Source organism: Limibacter armeniacum (genome assembly GCF_036880985.1).
GTDB lineage: Bacteria > Bacteroidota > Bacteroidia > Cytophagales > Flammeovirgaceae > Limibacter > Limibacter armeniacum.
Genome location: NZ_JBAJNO010000009.1, coordinates 817,731 through 835,262, shown reverse-complemented (window position 1 = coordinate 835,262; position 17,532 = coordinate 817,731). Strand labels below are relative to the sequence as shown.

13 protein-coding genes are annotated in these 17,532 nt (G+C 39.4%); 8 read left to right on the top strand and 5 right to left on the bottom strand.

What is annotated here, in order from left to right; genetic code table 11:
* Window positions 1-11: 11 nt before the first annotated feature.
* The 5 genes from V6R21_RS21255 (at window position 12) to lysS (ending at window position 6,654) form a co-directional block, all read left to right on the top strand.
* Window positions 12-1,259 carry a 3-deoxy-D-manno-octulosonic acid transferase gene (locus V6R21_RS21255; RefSeq protein WP_334245551.1) on the top strand — a complete coding sequence of 416 codons (1,248 nt, stop codon included), beginning with the start codon at window positions 12-14 and terminating at the stop codon, window positions 1,257-1,259.
* Window positions 1,260-1,443: 184 nt separating this feature from the next.
* On the top strand, window positions 1,444-2,391 hold the full coding sequence (rsgA, locus tag V6R21_RS21250; protein WP_334245550.1) for a ribosome small subunit-dependent GTPase A: 948 nt from the start codon (window positions 1,444-1,446) through the stop codon (window positions 2,389-2,391).
* 341 nt (window positions 2,392-2,732) lie between these two features.
* Window positions 2,733-3,020 carry a KTSC domain-containing protein gene (locus V6R21_RS21245; RefSeq protein WP_334245549.1) on the top strand — a complete coding sequence of 96 codons (288 nt, stop codon included), beginning with the start codon at window positions 2,733-2,735 and terminating at the stop codon, window positions 3,018-3,020.
* A 154-nt stretch (window positions 3,021-3,174) separates the two neighbouring features.
* A complete protein-coding gene (locus V6R21_RS21240) occupies window positions 3,175-4,512 on the top strand; it encodes a dihydroorotase (RefSeq protein WP_334245548.1) in 1,338 nt (445 codons plus the stop codon).
* Between the two features lie 378 nt (window positions 4,513-4,890).
* Complete coding sequence (gene lysS / locus V6R21_RS21235; protein ID WP_334245547.1) at window positions 4,891-6,654, top strand: lysine--tRNA ligase; 1,764 nt, start codon at window positions 4,891-4,893, stop codon at window positions 6,652-6,654.
* Window positions 6,655-6,725: 71 nt separating this feature from the next.
* Here lysS and V6R21_RS21230 read toward each other — a convergent pair whose 3' ends face one another.
* Entirely contained in the window at window positions 6,726-9,974 is a 3,249-nt protein-coding gene (locus V6R21_RS21230; protein WP_334245546.1) for a ligand-binding sensor domain-containing protein, read from the bottom strand.
* Between the two features lie 411 nt (window positions 9,975-10,385).
* On the opposite strand from V6R21_RS21230, the gene V6R21_RS21225 reads away from it, so the two are divergent.
* The 3 genes from V6R21_RS21225 to V6R21_RS21215 all read left to right on the top strand — a co-directional run bounded on the left by V6R21_RS21225 (window position 10,386) and on the right by V6R21_RS21215 (window position 13,102).
* Window positions 10,386-10,958: a plasmid pRiA4b ORF-3 family protein gene (locus V6R21_RS21225; protein WP_334245545.1), complete on the top strand. Its 573-nt coding sequence runs from the start codon at window positions 10,386-10,388 to the stop codon at window positions 10,956-10,958.
* A 114-nt stretch (window positions 10,959-11,072) separates the two neighbouring features.
* Window positions 11,073-11,792: an SDR family oxidoreductase gene (locus V6R21_RS21220; protein ID WP_334245544.1), complete on the top strand. Its 720-nt coding sequence runs from the start codon at window positions 11,073-11,075 to the stop codon at window positions 11,790-11,792.
* Window positions 11,793-11,941: 149 nt separating this feature from the next.
* Window positions 11,942-13,102 (top strand): cation:proton antiporter, encoded by a 1,161-nt coding sequence (locus V6R21_RS21215; RefSeq protein WP_334245543.1) that lies wholly within the window; start codon window positions 11,942-11,944, stop codon window positions 13,100-13,102.
* Between the two features lie 88 nt (window positions 13,103-13,190).
* Here the strand turns inward: V6R21_RS21215 and V6R21_RS21210 are convergent, their stop codons facing one another.
* From V6R21_RS21210 to V6R21_RS21195, 4 genes are all read right to left on the bottom strand, one after another.
* Entirely contained in the window at window positions 13,191-13,781 is a 591-nt protein-coding gene (locus V6R21_RS21210) for a DUF2179 domain-containing protein (protein ID WP_334245542.1), read from the bottom strand.
* Window positions 13,782-13,953: 172 nt separating this feature from the next.
* Window positions 13,954-14,844 (bottom strand): Ppx/GppA phosphatase family protein, encoded by an 891-nt coding sequence (locus V6R21_RS21205; RefSeq protein ID WP_334245541.1) that lies wholly within the window; start codon window positions 14,842-14,844, stop codon window positions 13,954-13,956.
* Between the two features lie 133 nt (window positions 14,845-14,977).
* Window positions 14,978-15,886, bottom strand: coding sequence for an alpha/beta fold hydrolase (locus V6R21_RS21200; RefSeq protein WP_334245540.1), 909 nt, complete (start codon window positions 15,884-15,886; stop codon window positions 14,978-14,980).
* A gap of 335 nt (window positions 15,887-16,221) precedes the next feature.
* Complete coding sequence (locus V6R21_RS21195) at window positions 16,222-17,265, bottom strand: aldose epimerase family protein (protein WP_334245539.1); 1,044 nt, start codon at window positions 17,263-17,265, stop codon at window positions 16,222-16,224.
* Window positions 17,266-17,532 lie beyond the last annotated feature (267 nt).

Genomic DNA, 17,532 nt, shown 5'->3' with positions numbered 1-17,532 from the left:
ATTGTGCCGTTATGGCAAAGATTGGATATAAACTGGGTATCGGGTTTTATAAGGTGGCACTGCAAGCGGCTGCACCATTTAATGAGAAAGCGGCTCTATTTCTGAAAGGAAGGAAGAACGTTTTTGAAGACCTTAAAAAAGCATTTGATGGGAATACTTCTCCTGTCGCTTGGTTTCACTGTGCTTCATTGGGGGAGTTTGAGCAGGGAAGACCAATTATAGAGGAATTTCGTAGGGAATACCCAACTTATAAAGTTTTGGTGACCTTCTTCTCACCAAGTGGGTATGAGGTGAGGAAAAATTACGATCAGGCAGATGTTGTTTGTTATTTGCCTCTTGATACTGCAGCAAATGCCAAAAAGTTGCTGGATATCGTAAATCCTGCAATTGCTTTTTTTGTGAAATATGAATTTTGGCATTATTACCTTGCAGAGCTTAAAAAAAGAAATATTCCAACACTTTCAGTTTCTGCAATCTTCAGACAGGGGCAAGCATTCTTTAAGCCTTATGGAGGCTTCTACCGTAATATTCTGAAAAATCTGACTCATATTTTCGTACAGGACCAAACGTCTGCTGACTTGCTGACAGGTATTGGGTTACGGAATGTGACAGTAGCTGGAGACTCCCGTTTTGATAGGGTGAAACAGGTTGTGGACAGCCGAAAGGACTTGCCTATTGCTCAAGCATTCAAGAATAATCAGAAAACACTAGTGATAGGGAGCAGCTGGCAGCCAGATATTGAGGTGATCAGCAAAGGACTGGAGAACATAGGCGAAGAGCTGAAAATCATTATAGCGCCTCATGAAATTGCAGATGCGAGCCTGACAAAGACTGAAGAAGCATTTTCAGGAAAGAAAATAATCCGTTATTCCAAGGCAAGTGTTGACACAGTGGCAACATATGATATCCTTTTGATAGATAATATAGGAATGTTGACATCCCTGTACCAGTATGGTGATTTTGCTTATGTAGGAGGTGCTTTCGGAAAGGGGTTGCACAATATTTTGGAGGCAGCGACGTACGGTATGCCTGTTATTTTTGGAAGCAAATATGCAAAGTTCAAAGAGGCAAGGGATCTTGTAGCTTTAAAAGGTGTTTTTTCAATAAATAATGTGCAAGAGTTTCATATGCAATTTGAAAAGCTATTTGAAAATGAAACGGAGCGACAAAAAGCAGGGGATATTTGTAAGCAATATGTCAAGGAAAATACCGGAGCAACAGCTGAAATATTGAATTTCTGTAAAAGGTTATTGAAATAAAATCATCAGATAAAAATGATATGCATTCTTACACATGTAGTAGATTGTATATTAATTAGATCTTTTAAGCATATTTGTAATTAATTTATCAACTCCATACGTGAATTGCTTGAAAAAGCACATATGGAAAATAATTGGTGTAAAATACCATCAATATCTTCTGAACAAATTTGGGCAGTATTAAATGAATGACAGACAGAGAAAAGGATTAGTGATACGCTCTACAGGGTCGTGGTATGAAATTCTGGATGAGCAAACTAATGAGGTCTTGAAGGGAAGGCTGAGAGGAAAGTTCAAGATACAAGGACTGAAAGTAACCAACCCGATTGCGGTAGGGGACTATGTCACCTATGAGCCTGAAAAAAATGTGGAAGAAGGGACGGTGGTAATCACCCAGATTCTGAAGCGTGAGAATTATATTCTGAGAAAGTCGACCCGTAAGAAATGGCATGGACACATCATTGCCGCCAATATTGATCAGGCAATGGTTGTAGCCACATTGGTGATGCCAAGGACTTCTTTGGGTTTTATTGATAGGTTTTTGGTTTCGGCGGAGTCATTCAGGATTCCGGCTATCATTCTGTTTAACAAGGAAGACCTGTTGACTGAGGAAGGAAAAGCATTACAGCAAGAACTGATGGATCTATATGAACCATTAGGATATAAATGCCTGTCTATTTCAGCACTTAACAGTGATAACCTCAATGAGTTGGAGCAAACGCTTAAAGGTAAAAAAACACTGATTGCAGGACATTCTGGTGTGGGGAAATCGACTCTGATAAACAGATTGATTCCAGACGTACATCAACAGACCAATGATATTTCAACCTATGCCAACAAGGGGAAGCATACGACTACATATGCGGAAATGTTCCTTGCAGATGAGGAGGGAACATTCCTGATTGATACTCCAGGTATTAAGGAGTTGGGAATCATGAATGTGGAGGAAAATGAGCTGGGACATTACTTTCCTGAGATTCGTGAAGCGATGACTGAATGCAAGTTCTATAATTGTTCACATACACATGAGCCAGACTGCCATGTGCTGGATAAAGTACGCAGTGGTGAGATTGCAGAATCTCGATATTTCAGTTACTTAAGTATTCTGGAAGATGAGGATAACAGGAGATAAAGGGTGAAAATGAATATTTTTTCACTTTTTTTGAGTAGGGATAAATCTAGATTGCTTGTTTCGATCGTATTTTCAAAATAAAATGCTATAATTGGTTATCTTTTTCAGGTGATGAGATTAATAATTATAAAATAGTACAACTTTTCTTTCATCTTACATACATATGAATTTTTTAAGTTGGTTTATCTCATTTTGTGTTTTTAATTCGTTACCTAAAAATAAAGTTTCTTTTTTTAAGGGATGCGACTGCTTCTAATTATTATAATTTCATCCCTAACCTTAGCACAAACTTCATACTGAGAATAGCATTTTATAAGTGCAAAAAACCTACTGTTATTAGCATGAAAGAAATACTGCAAGAGAAAGTGCAGACCCCTGAATCATCTTTGATTGAGTTTATGGTCTATGACTTCGATAGTGAAATTTTACAGGTAAAATATAAGAGAGGTAAAAGAAAGGGGCAGGTAAGGACATATAAGCGAATTTCTAACAAGGAATATGGATGGATCATGAAGTCCAGCTCAAAAGGTCGTGCCCTATTGACAGTTCTTACTCAGCACCGCAACGAGGAAGTTGGTGTAATGAGTTTCTTTAGAAGATTACTAGGAAGTAATGCTGATATATACTAGTAGTAACCCTAAAACATTGCAAAGACTTTAGATGAAGCCTGTTCTTGAATGCAAGGACAGGCTTTTTTTTGTACTTTCGCATCGACTTTACTCATCTGTGGTAATGATGAGGGTAAATTCAAGCAGCAAGCAGTTAATCAAAAATACCAAACATATGCTTTCGATACTTATCAAGAATGCTAACCTTGTCAATGAAGGGCAAGTAAAAAAAACAGATGTACTGGTTAGAGATGGTTTTATCAGTCAAATCGCTGAAAACATCCCAGAGGAGAGTGCAGAGAAGGTAATCGATGCAACAGGAAAGTACCTGATGCCAGGTATTATTGATGACCAAGTACACTTCCGTGAGCCAGGCTTGACTCATAAAGGAGAGATATATACAGAGGCAAAAGCAGCTGTGGCAGGTGGAGTCACTTCATTTATGGAGATGCCTAATACTAAGCCGCCAGCCATTACAGTAGAGGCTTTGGAGGCTAAATACAGTAGAGCTTCAGAGGTGTCATTGGCAAACTATTCGTTCTTTATGGGAACAACCAATGACAACTTGGATGAGGTTCTGAAAGTAGATCCTAAAAAGGTTTGTGGTGTTAAGATGTTTATGGGATCATCAACAGGAAATATGTTGGTTGACGATGAAGAAACACTTAACAATGTATTTTCAAATGTGAATATGCTAATAGCAACTCACTGCGAAGATGATGGAATGATTGCGGAGAACCTTGCCAAGTACAAGGAAAAGTATGGAGATGACATTCCTGTAAAATGCCACCCTGAAATCAGAAGTGCAGAAGCTTGTTATGCCTCTTCATCCAAAGCTGTCAGGCTTGCTAAAAAGCACAATGCAAGGTTACATATCCTGCATATCTCGACAGAGAAAGAATTGGAACTATTTGACAACTCTATTCCATTGGAAGAGAAGCGCATTACTTCAGAAGCTTGTGTACACCATATGTGGTTCTCAAAAGAGGATTATGATACAAAAGGTACGCACATCAAGTGGAACCCAGCGGTGAAAGAAAAGTCAGATGGGGAGGCAATCCTGCAAGCAGTATTGGACGACCGTATTGACGTGATCGCTACGGACCATGCTCCTCATACTTTGGAAGAAAAAGACAATCCTTATACGACAGCTCCTTCAGGAGGACCATTGGTGCAACATAGCCTTCAGGTAATGTTGGATTTCCATAAACAGGGGAAAATTTCCTTTGAAAAAATTGTGGAAAAAATGTGTCACAACCCTGCGATCATGTTTGAGGTAGAGAAGCGAGGTTTTGTAAGGGAAGGCTATTGGGCTGACCTTGTTTTGGTTGATCTTGATCAGCCTCAAACTGTGGAGAAATCGAATATCCTTTATAAATGTGAATGGTCTCCATTTGAAGGTCACACTTTCCCTGCTACAATAACGCACACAGTAGTGTCCGGACATCTGGCATATGAAGACGGAAAGTTTGACGAAAGCATCAAAGGTAAACGTTTGACTTTTGACCGTTAGTCACATTTGCTTGAAATAGCATGGAAAAGCGGTTGTTTGTATTCGTTACAGGCAATCGCTTTTTGCGTTATTGATAATCTCAAAAAGGTAAAATAAGAGGTGCATAGGAATGTAAATAGATGATAATTTTTATCGCTTTGAATAAAATATATCCAAACTGATCATTAGTTGGTTAAATAATGTAATGGAGCATTTAACCATTCAAGCATTCTTTGTAACTTAGCGCCTTGTTTGAAAAAAGGATTTTATATCAATATCCAAACAAATACAAAGAAGGTAAACTTATTCAGGTCAATTGGCATTTACTATCTTGGCTACGGCTGGGATATCTGGCCACAAGGGACCTGAAAAACTCAATACAAATTACTGTTTTATACAATGCAGATACTTAGCGAACAGGAAATCGTCAGAAGGGAGAAAAGACAACAACTGATGGATATGGGCATTGAGCCTTATCCGGCAGAGAAGTTTGACGTGACTACCACTGCGGATGACGTAACAGCAAATTTTGAAGGCAACGAATCTAATTTTGAGGCTGTCAGCATGGCAGGTCGTTTGATGAACGTCCGTCTGATGGGTAAAGCCGCATTTGCAGAATTGCAGGATTCGACAGGAAGGGTTCAAATTTACATCAATCGTGATGAACTTTGCCCTGATGAAGACAAGACGCTTTACAATACTGTTTTCAAAAAATTGCTGGACTTTGGTGACTACATCGGTATCAAAGGAAATGTCTTCAAGACTCAGGTAGGTGAAACTAGTGTGAACGTGACTGAACTGAAGGTACTTTCAAAGTCACTGAAACCTCTTCCAGTTGTGAAAACTGCTACTGACGAAGAAGGTAACGTAAAGACCTATGATGGCTTTGCAGACCCTGAGCTAAGATACCGTCAGCGTTATGTGGATATGGTAGTGAATAAAGGCGTGAAGGATGTGTTCCTGAAGCGTACTAAGATTATCAATACCATGCGTGAGATGTTTAATGAGCAAGGTTACCTTGAGGTTGAAACACCAATCCTTCAGCCGATTCCAGGTGGTGCTTCTGCAAGACCATTCATTACACACCACAATGCACTGAACACGCCATTGTATCTGCGTATCGCTAACGAACTTTACCTGAAAAGACTGATCGTTGGTGGTTTTGATGGTGTTTACGAGTTTGCAAAAGACTTCCGTAACGAAGGAATGGACCGTACACACAACCCTGAGTTTACCGTAATGGAAATCTACGTAGCTTACAAAGACTACAAGTGGATGATGGAATTTACGGAACAGATGTTGGAGCGTGTGGCATTGGCTGTACACGGAACGACAGAGGTGAAAGTTGGTGATAAGACAATCAACTTCAAGGCACCATTCAAGCGTGTAACGATGATCGATGCGATCAATGACTTTACAGGCATTGACATCACAGGCATGAGTGAGGACGAGCTTCGCAAGGTGTGTGATGAAGTAGGTGTTGCGCACGACCCTTCAATGGGTAAAGGTAAACTGATCGACGAAATCTTTGGTGAGAAGTGTGAAGGAAACTACATCCAGCCAACTTTCATTACAGATTATCCTGTTGAGATGTCTCCACTGTGTAAGCGTCACCGAGAAAACCCTGAACTGACAGAACGTTTTGAACTGATGGTGAATGGTAAAGAGATTGCCAATGCATACTCTGAGCTGAATGACCCAGTTGATCAGCGTGAGCGTTTCGAAGAACAATTGAAACTGTCAGAGAAAGGTGATGATGAGGCCATGTTTATTGATCAGGATTTCCTACGTGCATTGGAATACGGTATGCCTCCTACTTCAGGTATGGGTATTGGTATCGACCGTCTGACCATGTTGATGACAGATAATACATCAATTCAGGAAGTGTTGTTCTTCCCTCAAATGAAACCTGAGAAGTGGCCTGTAGCGGCTTCAGAGGCAGAATGGACTGAGATTGGAGTAGAGAAAGGGTTAGTTCCTGTAATGCACAAGATGGGCTGTTACCGAGTGGAAGACCTTGCTGAAAAGCAGGCAGGTAAATTCATGAACGATTTTATCGGTATGAAGAAAAAGCTGAAACTGAAGGATATCAAGAACCCATCAAGAGAAGAGTTTGAGGCTTGGATCGAGAAGGCAGTTGAGAGAACTTCTGCGGAAGCATAAGTATTCAAATATACATATAGACAAAGCCCGAAGTACATGATTGTATTTCGGGCTTTTCTTTTATCTGTAATTTACTTTTTCAATCTGAAACCAAGGACCATTACATCATCTACTTGTTCCTGTTTTCCCATCCATTTTTGAAGGATATTTTCAAGTCGGTTTTTTTGCTCATATAATGGTAAATGCGCAATACTCATCAGCAGGTTTCTAAATCGTTTACTCAAGAATTTGGTATTTCTTTCGCCACCAAATTGATCTTGATAACCGTCAGAGTATAGGAAGAAAGTTGTTGTGCCTTCCAGTGGAATAACATGCTTTTGGAAGCAGCCCTCTATAGTATGGGCATCTCCACCGATTGTTCTTCTTGAACCTCTTATAAACTCAAATGAAGCATGTTCATGTTGCCAGTAGCAAAGCCCCATTTTTGCCCCAGAAAACTCAATAACATTTTCTTGATGGTCAATAACACATAGTGAGATATCCATTCCATCAGAAGAGTGGTTGTCATGCTGCTTGAGCGTGCTCATTACGCCTTTATTCAGCTCATCCAAAATGATTTCACTATCCGTTATTTTACGATCCCTGATAATACTGTTCAGCAGGTTGCTACCAATGATGGACATAAAAGCCCCAGGAACACCATGTCCTGTACAGTCTACGGCAGCTACAATGGTTTTGTCTTTTACCTGTTCAATAAAGTAGAAGTCACCACTAACAACTGCTTTTGGTTTATACAAAATGAAGTGGTTGGGTAACAGGGCCTCAATATGTTGCTGAAGAGGCAAGGTAGACTTCTGTATTTGCTCTGCATAAGTAATACTTTGTATAATCTCATCCCGCTTGGCCTGAATCAGCTTATTGGAGTCCTGAAGTTTTTTATTGGCATTGAATAGCTTTCGTGTTTGCTCGAAAATCAAGTCCTCCAACTCCTTTTGTTTCTTTCTGTTGATATATACCCGAGTACGAACCAGTAGTATACATACTATAGTAGCTATGGTACCCACTAATAGGTAGAAGCCTGATTTTTGCCAATAAGGGGCTTCAATCGTAAAAGTGAATTTGGCAGGGTGAATACTCCAAATATTATCTGTATTGGCAGCCTTTACTTCAAAGGTATAGTCTCCTGGCTCTAACTGTGTATAAGTAGTGTTGTTGATAGCAGATGGAGGTGTCCAATCTTGATCTACTCCAGAAAGTTTCCAGCTATAAGTAACCTTGCCAGGTACTTTAAAGCTTAGTCCTTCAAATGCAAAAGAAACATGGTTTTGCGTATGAGATAGGGTTAGCTCCTGTGGCGTATTCGTCCACTTTGACTTCTGGATATTGTATTCGTCCTTCCAGTCCATTTGCTGGTGAAACAGCTTCACATCAGTAATGTAAACCTTAGGAGGTGTGGTATTGGTGTATTCCTTGTCAGGATTGAAGCGCATGACTCCATCAATGGTACCAAATAACAATTCTCCTTTTTGGTTAATTGTGGAAGATCGCCATCTGCTTTGGATACCCTTGTAGCCAGTATTTTTATCGTAATGTTTTATCCGTTTTATTGCGCCATTTTCATCCAGTATAATTTTATCAACACCTAAAGAAGTTCCTGCCCATATATTACCTCTCTTGTCTGTAAGGAGACTGAATACTTGATCTGAAGCAAGTCCTTCATTACTGTCTATCACTTTTACGTGGGTAGCTTCTTCAGCAGATATATCCAGTATATTGATACCACCACCTAATGTGGCTACCCATAACCTTCCTAGCTTGTCCTGAGTCGATTGTACTATCCTTGGGTGTGAAAAACCATCTTCCCAATGCATAGCTGTGGTTTTGCCTTCTGGATTTATTTTCCAAAGGCAGTTGCGTCCACTTACCCAAAGGTTGTTGTGATTATCTTTGTAGAAATTCCGCTCATAATTGACAGCCAAATTTGCATCATAACTTCGATACCAAGTTGTATCCTGCCCGTTGACGCATACAATTCCTTCTCCTGAAAAGGAGTACCACTCGTTCTCACCGTCGAGCAAAACATCTAGGCAGATATTTTTATTCTTGTTGATTCCGTCAAGCTTCTTTTCAGCATTGATATTCTTTACTTGTTTACCATTGTATCTCCAAGCTCCTGTTCTACAGGCTAGCAATAGGTTGCCTACACTGTCTTCTCGTATGCTGAAAATTGTTTTCAGCCCTTGGCTCATGGTGATTTTTTGGGCTAACTTTTTACCATCATAACAGTATAGCTCGCCATCCCAAGTACCAAACCACTCATTGCCTTTCTTGTCACAGTAGATACTATAAATATCGGTGTCATTGATTCCTGATCGCTGATCAAAGTAGGTAAACAAATCCCCTGAATATTTGACTAAGCCTTTAATGGTTGCTACCCAAAGATTTCCTTCATGGTCAAAACAGAAGTTGAAAAGCTCGTTACTAGGCAGACCATTTTTCTTTGTAATGAAATGAGAAAAAGAGCCATCCGAGATTTGTGCTAAACCTTTGGCCCAGCAGGATAGCCACATAGTACCATCAGGAGCATTTTCGGCTTGATAAACATAAGATTTCTCAAGTATTTCCCTGTTTTTAGGAGATAATACAACTTCTTGGAAACGGCCATCCCCTGCTGATAAAAATAATTGACCACTCTGACCAAAGTAAGGGAATAGCTCTCCAACTGTTCCGATCAGGAACTGGTGCCCCACCTTGGAGATTGAAGCTATGGCGCTATTCTTAAATTCCGGTAAATTGTGTAGGGAAGAAAGTCTTAAGCTGCCATCCTCAAAAAGCTCATATAATCCTTCTGGTGTAGGAAATGAGACAATAGCTCCTTCAGAATATGCAGCAGAAGGTGTAATCTTATGTTTACTCAGAAGTGCTTGCAAATAGGGATCTTCAGGTTGATAAACCTTTAGCGAGTCCCCTTCAATATATCCGATAAAGTTATGGACTGTAGCATAAGAGTTTAGCCACAACCTATTGGTCTTGTCAATGAAGAAGCGCTGTTCGTATTCATGAAGAAATGACTTGTCAGTATGGATTTTGTAAAATTCCTCACCATCATATCGAAATACACCATAGAGTGTTGTAATCCAGATGTTCTGATTATGATCCTCAATGATATTACAGGTTCTGATACTGGTTAGCCCATCTTTTTTGGTGAAAGTCTTGAATGAAGTGCCATTAAAGCGAGATAAGCCTCCTCCGTAAGTAGATGTCCAAATATATCCTCTGCTATCTTTAAGAACAGACGTCACTTCAGACTGAGGCAGCCCATTCTCAAGATCATAGATCTCAAGATTGTGTTGCTGTCCCAGAAGGGAAGGGGTGTTCATCCACAGAAGAAGTACAGTTAAAAAACTACAAAGGAAATATTTTCTCATTTCAGGTTAATATTCACATCAAGTCACTCCGTCACGATAATTTTGTATAATACAGTGAAAATATAGTAAAAAAGTAATTAATATGGTATAATATTTTGAGCTAAAAAAGAAGCGTTTTAAAAAGTAATGAATGTTACTAATTGTAAATGAGTTATTTGTGTAAAATAATGGCTTAATCTATTTTCTATAGGTTACATGGAGAATGTAAGCTTTGTTATTAAAAAATGCGTTTTCTAGAGTGGAGAAGAAAACTTTATCACTTGCAAAAGATTTTTGTTTGGTGACACCATATCCAAAGGATCAAGTTATATTTGTATAATAATAAAAGGAAAAGGATTATACCGCTTTCAAATTCAATGCTATATGTCTGGTAAAGTATACCAATTCAAGATGAATCTTGTAGAGGCAAAACCTCCAATTTGGCGTAGGTTTCAGGTTTATGCTGATATCACTTTTGAAGAACTACACTATATTATTCAAACAGTGATGGAGTGGGGAGACAATCATCTATGGGCATTTACAATACCTGGTGTCAAAGGAGTGATTACCCCTGATCTGGAAGAAGCAGAGTCGGATGATAAAGACCCGCAGGAAACTGTGTTAAGTGATTTGGTCAAGGAAGAGAAGGCGACTATAATGTACGAATATGACTTCGGCGATAGTTGGTTGCACGAACTGAAGCTTGAAAAAATCTTAGAGCCTGAGGATGGCAAGTTTTATCCAAATTGTGAGATGGGAATGGGTGCAGGCCCGTTAGAGAATGTTGGAGGAATTTGGGGGTATATGAGAGTTCTTGAAGCGTTGAAGAATCCAAAAGATGATGAGCACAAAGAAGTAAAACGCTGGTTCAAAGAAATGGAGATGGAAGATTACGATCCCAGTTATTTTGATGCCAGTGAAGTAAGTGCTTGGCTAAGGGAGCTTTATGAAGATTAACAGTGATGAACGGGCAAAGGAGACTTGCCCGTTTTTTTATTGATTTAAAAAAAATGAAAACCTGCTGAAGAGGTTTTAGTTGTTTAATAGAGACAAAATTTAAACCAAGAAAAAATGGAATCACTGAAAGGTAAAACAGCATTAGTAACAGGAGGTAGTAAAGGAATTGGTTATGGAATTGCTGTAGAACTGTTGAAAAATGGTGTACATGTAGCTATTACAAGCCGTACGCAGCAGGCAGCTGATGAAGCAGCTGAATCATTACGTAAAGTAAGTGATGCTGAAGTCTTAGCTTTTGAGGCAGATGTTAGAGATTTGGGTTCTCAGCAGCGTGTAGTGGATGCAATTGTAAAAGAGTGGGGGAAGCTAGATGCCGTAATCGCTAATGCAGGGCTTGGACACTTTGGTTCAATTGAAGACCTGACAGCAGAACAATGGCAGGAAACAATTGATACTAATTTGACAGGTGTATTTAACTCTACTAAAGCTTCATTGGAGGCGCTGAAACAGTCAAAAGGCTACCTGATCACCATCGCAAGTTTGGCAGGTACTAACTTCTTTGCTAACGGCTCAGCTTATAATGCCAGTAAGTTTGGTGTGGTAGGTTTTTCGCAAGCAGTAATGCTGGATGTGCGAAAGTATGGAATTAAGGTAACGACGATTATGCCAGGGTCAGTTACAAGTCACTTCAATGGTCATGAGCCAAATCCTGATGATGCATGGAAAATCCAACCTGAAGATTTGGGACAGATGACAGTCGACCTTCTGAAGATGAATCCTCGTACCTTGCCAAGTAAAATCGAAGTACGTCCAACGACTCCACCTAGCAAGTAATCAAATTTTAAATAGCGTGGATAAGGAGCAGATAAGTATTTCTTATCTGCTTTTTTTGTCTTTTCCCAAAAATGAAATCTATTTGAAATAAGATTTTTTAAATCCCTATATCAACTATATTCAAAAGGTAAAATTAATTCTAAAGGGAAATGTTGTTAACTGCTTTTGCACAAGAGGTGAACGTCCTGCTGGCAATCAGCACGGCTGTGATGCTGATGGGATTATTGCTTAAAAAACTGAAACAGCCATATATATTGGCTTATATTCTGTCAGGTGTGTTGTTAGGTCCTTATGGACTCCAGTTTGTGACAGACTATGAAATGACAGCTAAGATAGGGGATATCGGGTTGGTTATTCTGATGTTCTTTATTGGGATGGAAATATCGTTGCCAGATTTTTTGAAAAAATGGAAGATAGCCTTTTTCGGTACGGGTATGCAGGTGATTTTCAGTTTACTGACTGTTGCGGTAATAGGCTTTTTATTGGGGTGGAGTATGGGACGAATCATCCTGTTGGGTTTTATTATTTCTATCAGTAGCTCAGCGGTGGTAATTAAGCTAGTGGAGAACAGTGAGGGTAATTTAAAGGCTATCAGTGAAAGTGTTATCAGCATTTTATTGACACAAGATATCCTGATTGTTCCTATGATGATTATTCTGACACTACTCGGTGGTGAATCACTGGATAGGGATGAGATTATCAGGCAGGTAATTGGAGGGGGACTTGTGATAGGCTTATTGGTTTATATCCTGAGAAAGAAGATAATCAGGTTGCCATTTGAGAAATTATTGGAAAAAGACCATGAGTTGCAGGTATTTGCCGCATTGCTGATGTGTTTTGGATTTGCTTTGCTGACCTCACTTCTTGGGCTTTCGGCAAGTTTGGGAGCGTTGGCTTCAGGTATGCTGGTCAATGCTACTTCTTCATCAAGGTGGCTTCATGATAGTTTACACTCTTTCAGGATAATATTGGTTTCTATATTTTTTCTGTCAATTGGTATGTTGATAGATCTTAATTTCTTGGTGGAAAACTGGAAGGTTGTAGCAGGGTTGGTATTGCTTGTCTATTTGTCCAACCATGGCATCAATACATTGTCATTAAAGTTTTTGGGAAACAGTTGGAAAGAAAGCATTTACGGAGGTTCATTGCTGGCTCAGATTGGAGAGTTTAGTTTTGTTTTGGCTTCATTGGGGTATAACCATCATATTATATCCTCTTACTCCTATCAACTTACCATTGTGATTATCGCTATTACAATCTTTTTGAGTCCTGCGTGGGTATTGGTTACCAAGAAATTGGTTCAAATCTAGTAACTAGAATGTTGTTTGATAAATGAAAAAAGCACTTCATTGTTAGAAGTGCTTTGTTGTATATGGTTTATCACAGGCGGTTGAATCTTTATTCTGCACCAGTAAGTAGTGCCCCCGGAACGATCCTGTTTAATGCTGTAGCTTCACTTACTTTTTTTATAGATTCAATTGTATAGAATGCTTTCGGGTTAGTTTCCTGAATCAAGTGAGTAACGTCTGGAATCTGTCTTCTTTTCATAACCAGAAAAAGAATCTTGACATTTCCCTGTGACCCTGTCGCATCTACCTCAGTCATTCGGTAACCCTCATAACGAAGACGGTTAGCAACTGCATCGCCATCACGTTGTGTGATTACACGAAGAATTACATTACCAATAGCTAATTTTCCTTCAATGTGCATTCCAACCCAAATACCTGTTGCAAAGCCACCTGCATAAGCAAAGTAACTCAATATATTGTCGATATTTTGAAATATCTGACCAATGGCAACAAGCCAAATAAAGGCTTCAAAGAAACCCAATACAGTGGATAATCCACGACGATCGTTAAGCATAAATATGATCCGCAACGTATTGATAGATACATCAGAAATACGTGCCATAAAGATCATAAGTGGTAATACCACATAACCAAAGATTTCAGGGCTGATCCCTAAAAAGTCGGCAAAAGAACTCTGCATAGTTTCCAGTAAAAATCCTAGATAGAACGTGTTAAATTTTCGCCGCAAAAATAGAAAATAGTTGATGAAAATCAACCCTTTAAAATGAGAATTCTATTTTTTTAGTACTTGATTAAAAAGCGTTAATATTCAGTGGTTTAACACGGATTGACTTACCTGAAGGATCCCTTTTTTAATAACCCTCCATTTTAGCTTTCATATACTTGAGAATACCATCTTTCATTCCTACTCCGGGAACAATAATATCTTTCGCATTTACCATTTCCATACAATTGATATAGATCTCAGAAGCAGGTATAATCACGTCTGCCCTGTCCTTGTTCAGTTGGAGTTCTTTAATTCGCTCTTCGTAGGTAAACTCGCCAATATATTCCTGAAGCTCCTGAATATTGGTGATCGTGGTTGTTTTATCCACATTCTGTGATTGCGGACTCATGCTGAATAGCTTATTGATATTACCACCTGTACCGATAGCCTTAAAGTTACCTTTGAGGTCAATATCTTGCGCATGTACCCACATTTCCATGCTGCTGAATTTTTCAGCCCGTTCTTCTTCGGTGAGGTTTCCACTCCGGACGGAGCCTATCTTGAAGGATTTGCCTGCAATTTTCTCCCTGTTGTGATAAATGTTCAATTCTGTACTACCTCCTCCTACATCTATGTGAAGGGCATTGCCATCAGGGAGGTAGGGTTTGAGTGACATGTTGATGATTTCTGCCTCTAATGAGCCGTCAATGATGTCAATTTTCAAACCATGCTGGTAGTAGATTCGCTTGATAATTTGTTTGCCATTTTCAGCCTCTCTCATGGCCGAAGTTGCACAAGCCATATAGTCGTCAACTTCATAGATGTCCATCAGTGTAGTGAAAGCTTTCATCAGTTTGACAAACTTTTCTTCGGTGGCTCGGGTAATTTTACCAACTTTAAAAACATCTTGTCCGAGCCTGAGAGGAAAACGGATATATTCTACTCTTTTGTAGTCCTTGTCCCCATAGTTTTCATGGGCGTTGACTACTTGTAGTCGAATGGCATTGGAACCAATATCAATGGAAGCTAGTATCAAGTGCGGTAATAGTTTAGTTATTCAAGAAATCATCTAATAAGGTGTCAATTTTACACAATTTTAAGTGATTTTATCTATAAAATTAGTCTAAAATTGAGGCTTAAAACTAAAATAAATGACTTGTTAATAGCACTTATTGGTTGAATGTGCTGGAGACTTTCTTAGGCTTTGATGTGGGACGAACCTTGGTGGAAAGGTGTTTGGAGAGAAACTCAAGCAAGTCCTCGGCAGTTTCTTCAGGAATCTCCTCCATAGGGATGTGCCCAGCAAAATCGTAGATGACCAAATGGTTGTTAGGAATCAGGTGATGAAATTTATGGGCATTTTTGACAGGAATCCATTTGTCTTCTTTTCCCCAAATAATCAAGGTAGGGCATAAGATGTTTTTCAGAAAACGGGTGTTTTCGTGGAAGTTTTGGTTTACAAAGATATAAAAGGCTTCTGCGGAACCTTCCTTTGAAAAAAGGTCAAAGTAGCGGTCGACAAGCTCATTGGTTATCTTATTCTGGTTATAGAAAACTTCCTTTACGAAAGATTCCAACATGGAGCGATTGATGGCATATTTGATAATATGATGAATAAAAGGAGTGCGGGCCATTCTGAAGGGTAGTGGAATACTCTCTCTGTCTATAAACCCAGCAGGACTTATCAGGACTAATTGCTTGACTTTGGAGGGGCAGAGCAAGGCATATTCCCAAGCAATCCAGCCTCCTAGTGAGCTGCCAATCAAACAGCAAGTGTGGATGTTCATCCGACTCAGAAAAATATCGAGATATCGCATCAGGTTCTTGATGCTATAGTCTTGTGACTGAATCGCCCCAGTGAGCCCTAACCCAGGAAGATCAAACCTGTAGATTCGGAAAGTATCTTTCAGGATTTCAGTCCAGCTGTCAAAAGTATGGAGTGATGAAAACGAGCCATGGAGCATGACAAGCGGGTAGCCGTCTTCAGGTCCATCTATCTGATAATGGATAAGGTTTCCTTCGATTGTTAAGAACCGAGATGAATCATTGGTGTATTTCATTAAAAGTGCATGGCTCATGTTAGTATTGTTATATTTATTGAGGTAGTATAGCTGTGTTGTGTAAGTCTTGGATGTTTTTAGGATCACAAGCGAAATGGGTCTTCTACGTGCTGAATGAAGCCTTCACCAAATAGATTTTTTTAAGGTTAAGAGAGATATGCAGGTGAAGACCTGAAATGCATAACCTTGTTTTATTTATATAAAATAATAAATATTCATCAATGAATGAACATTTGTTGGTGAATATATAAGGAAGGATGGTTGACTGGAAATGGAATTTAACATAAAGCAAAACCCCGAAAGCCGGATCAGGACTTTCGGGGTCTATTTATATACTAGCTATCGTAGGTTGACTATTGATGGCCGAATTTATAGATAGTCGTCTGGCGGTAAGTTTCACCTGGCTTCAAGGTAGCAGAAGGGAATGTCGGTTGGTTGGGGCTATTTGGGAATTTTTGAGCCTCAAGACAAAAGGCATCACGATCATTCAAAATTTTGCCACCTTTTGCTTCACACCCACCGATCCAGTTGGCAGAGTACAATTGTACACCAGGTTCTGTGGTCAGTACTTCTAGCGTTCGTCCTGACTCTGGCTCAATTACTTTTGCCGCAAACCCCAATTCATCGGGTTGTTTGTCTATGATATAGTTATGGTCATAGCCATGTCCAAATTGGAGTTGTTGGAAGTCAACGTCAATTTCTTGTCCTAAAGGTTTACTTTTGGTAAAGTCCATTGGTGTACCTGCCACAGTAGCCAGTTCACCTGTTGGGATAGAGGTGTCGCCAGTGGGTGTATATTTGCTGGCATTTAGCTCAACTAGGTGGTTGAGGGCTGTGCCATCTCCTTTTAAGTTGAAGTAAGCATGGTTGGTCAGGTTGATAACCGTTACCTTATCTGTGGTGGCATGATAATCAATCTTGATTTCATTTTCTTCTGTCAGCGTATAGGTAACAGAAACCTGTAGTGTTCCTGGATATCCCTCATCGCCATCTGGGCTGATCATATTAAAGCGAACAGCATCATCCAAAGCTTCAGCATGCCATACATACTTATCAAAGCCCTTGATCCCTCCATGCAAATGATTAGGTCCGTTATTGATTGCAAACTCATATTCTTTTCCATCGATCTGACACTTACCATTGGCTATTCTATTGGCATAACGCCCGACAATTGAGCCAAAAAAAGGATGTTCTTTCAGTAAACCCTCTAAAGAGTCTTTCCCTACTAAAACATCTGTGAATTGTCCGTTTTTGTCTGCTGTAAATAAACTGATCCAGTGGGCTCCGAAATTGGTGAATTGCGCTTTAGTGCCTTGTTTGTTTTCTAAGGTGAATAGGTAAACGTCATGGTCATCTACCTTTCCCCAAAACTCTTTTTTAATTGAGACCTGTGCCATAGGTGATTTATTCTGAATTTAGATCGATTGAACTATCGTCAAATCTAGCGACAAGCTTCAAAATATACAATTTGAACACTTTATTTGTCCATAACGTTTAGAAATATAGCATGAAAAAAAGCCACTGCCCAAAGGACAATGGCTTAACAAGCATGAACAGGTTAATAAACAATAAAATTAACTGTTTGAGAAGGACATCCAAAGGGTAAGAAACCTTACCCAAGTGGATACCTGAAAGAGTTATAAATAACCCTTTCTAAAACCTAA

Coding starts and splice junctions, on each gene's coding strand:
- V6R21_RS21255 (WP_334245551.1), top strand. CDS start 12: ATGGCAAAGATTGGATATAAACTGGGTATCGGGTTTTATAAGGTGGCA.
- rsgA (WP_334245550.1), top strand. CDS start 1,444: ATGAATGACAGACAGAGAAAAGGATTAGTGATACGCTCTACAGGGTCG.
- V6R21_RS21245 (WP_334245549.1), top strand. CDS start 2,733: ATGAAAGAAATACTGCAAGAGAAAGTGCAGACCCCTGAATCATCTTTG.
- V6R21_RS21240 (WP_334245548.1), top strand. CDS start 3,175: ATGCTTTCGATACTTATCAAGAATGCTAACCTTGTCAATGAAGGGCAA.
- lysS (WP_334245547.1), top strand. CDS start 4,891: ATGCAGATACTTAGCGAACAGGAAATCGTCAGAAGGGAGAAAAGACAA.
- V6R21_RS21230 (WP_334245546.1), bottom strand. CDS start 9,974: ATGAACACCCCTTCCCTTCTGGGACAGCAACACAATCTTGAGATCTAT.
- V6R21_RS21225 (WP_334245545.1), top strand. CDS start 10,386: ATGTCTGGTAAAGTATACCAATTCAAGATGAATCTTGTAGAGGCAAAA.
- V6R21_RS21220 (WP_334245544.1), top strand. CDS start 11,073: ATGGAATCACTGAAAGGTAAAACAGCATTAGTAACAGGAGGTAGTAAA.
- V6R21_RS21215 (WP_334245543.1), top strand. CDS start 11,942: ATGTTGTTAACTGCTTTTGCACAAGAGGTGAACGTCCTGCTGGCAATC.
- V6R21_RS21210 (WP_334245542.1), bottom strand. CDS start 13,781: ATGCAGAGTTCTTTTGCCGACTTTTTAGGGATCAGCCCTGAAATCTTT.
- V6R21_RS21200 (WP_334245540.1), bottom strand. CDS start 15,886: ATGAGCCATGCACTTTTAATGAAATACACCAATGATTCATCTCGGTTC.
- V6R21_RS21195 (WP_334245539.1), bottom strand. CDS start 17,265: ATGGCACAGGTCTCAATTAAAAAAGAGTTTTGGGGAAAGGTAGATGAC.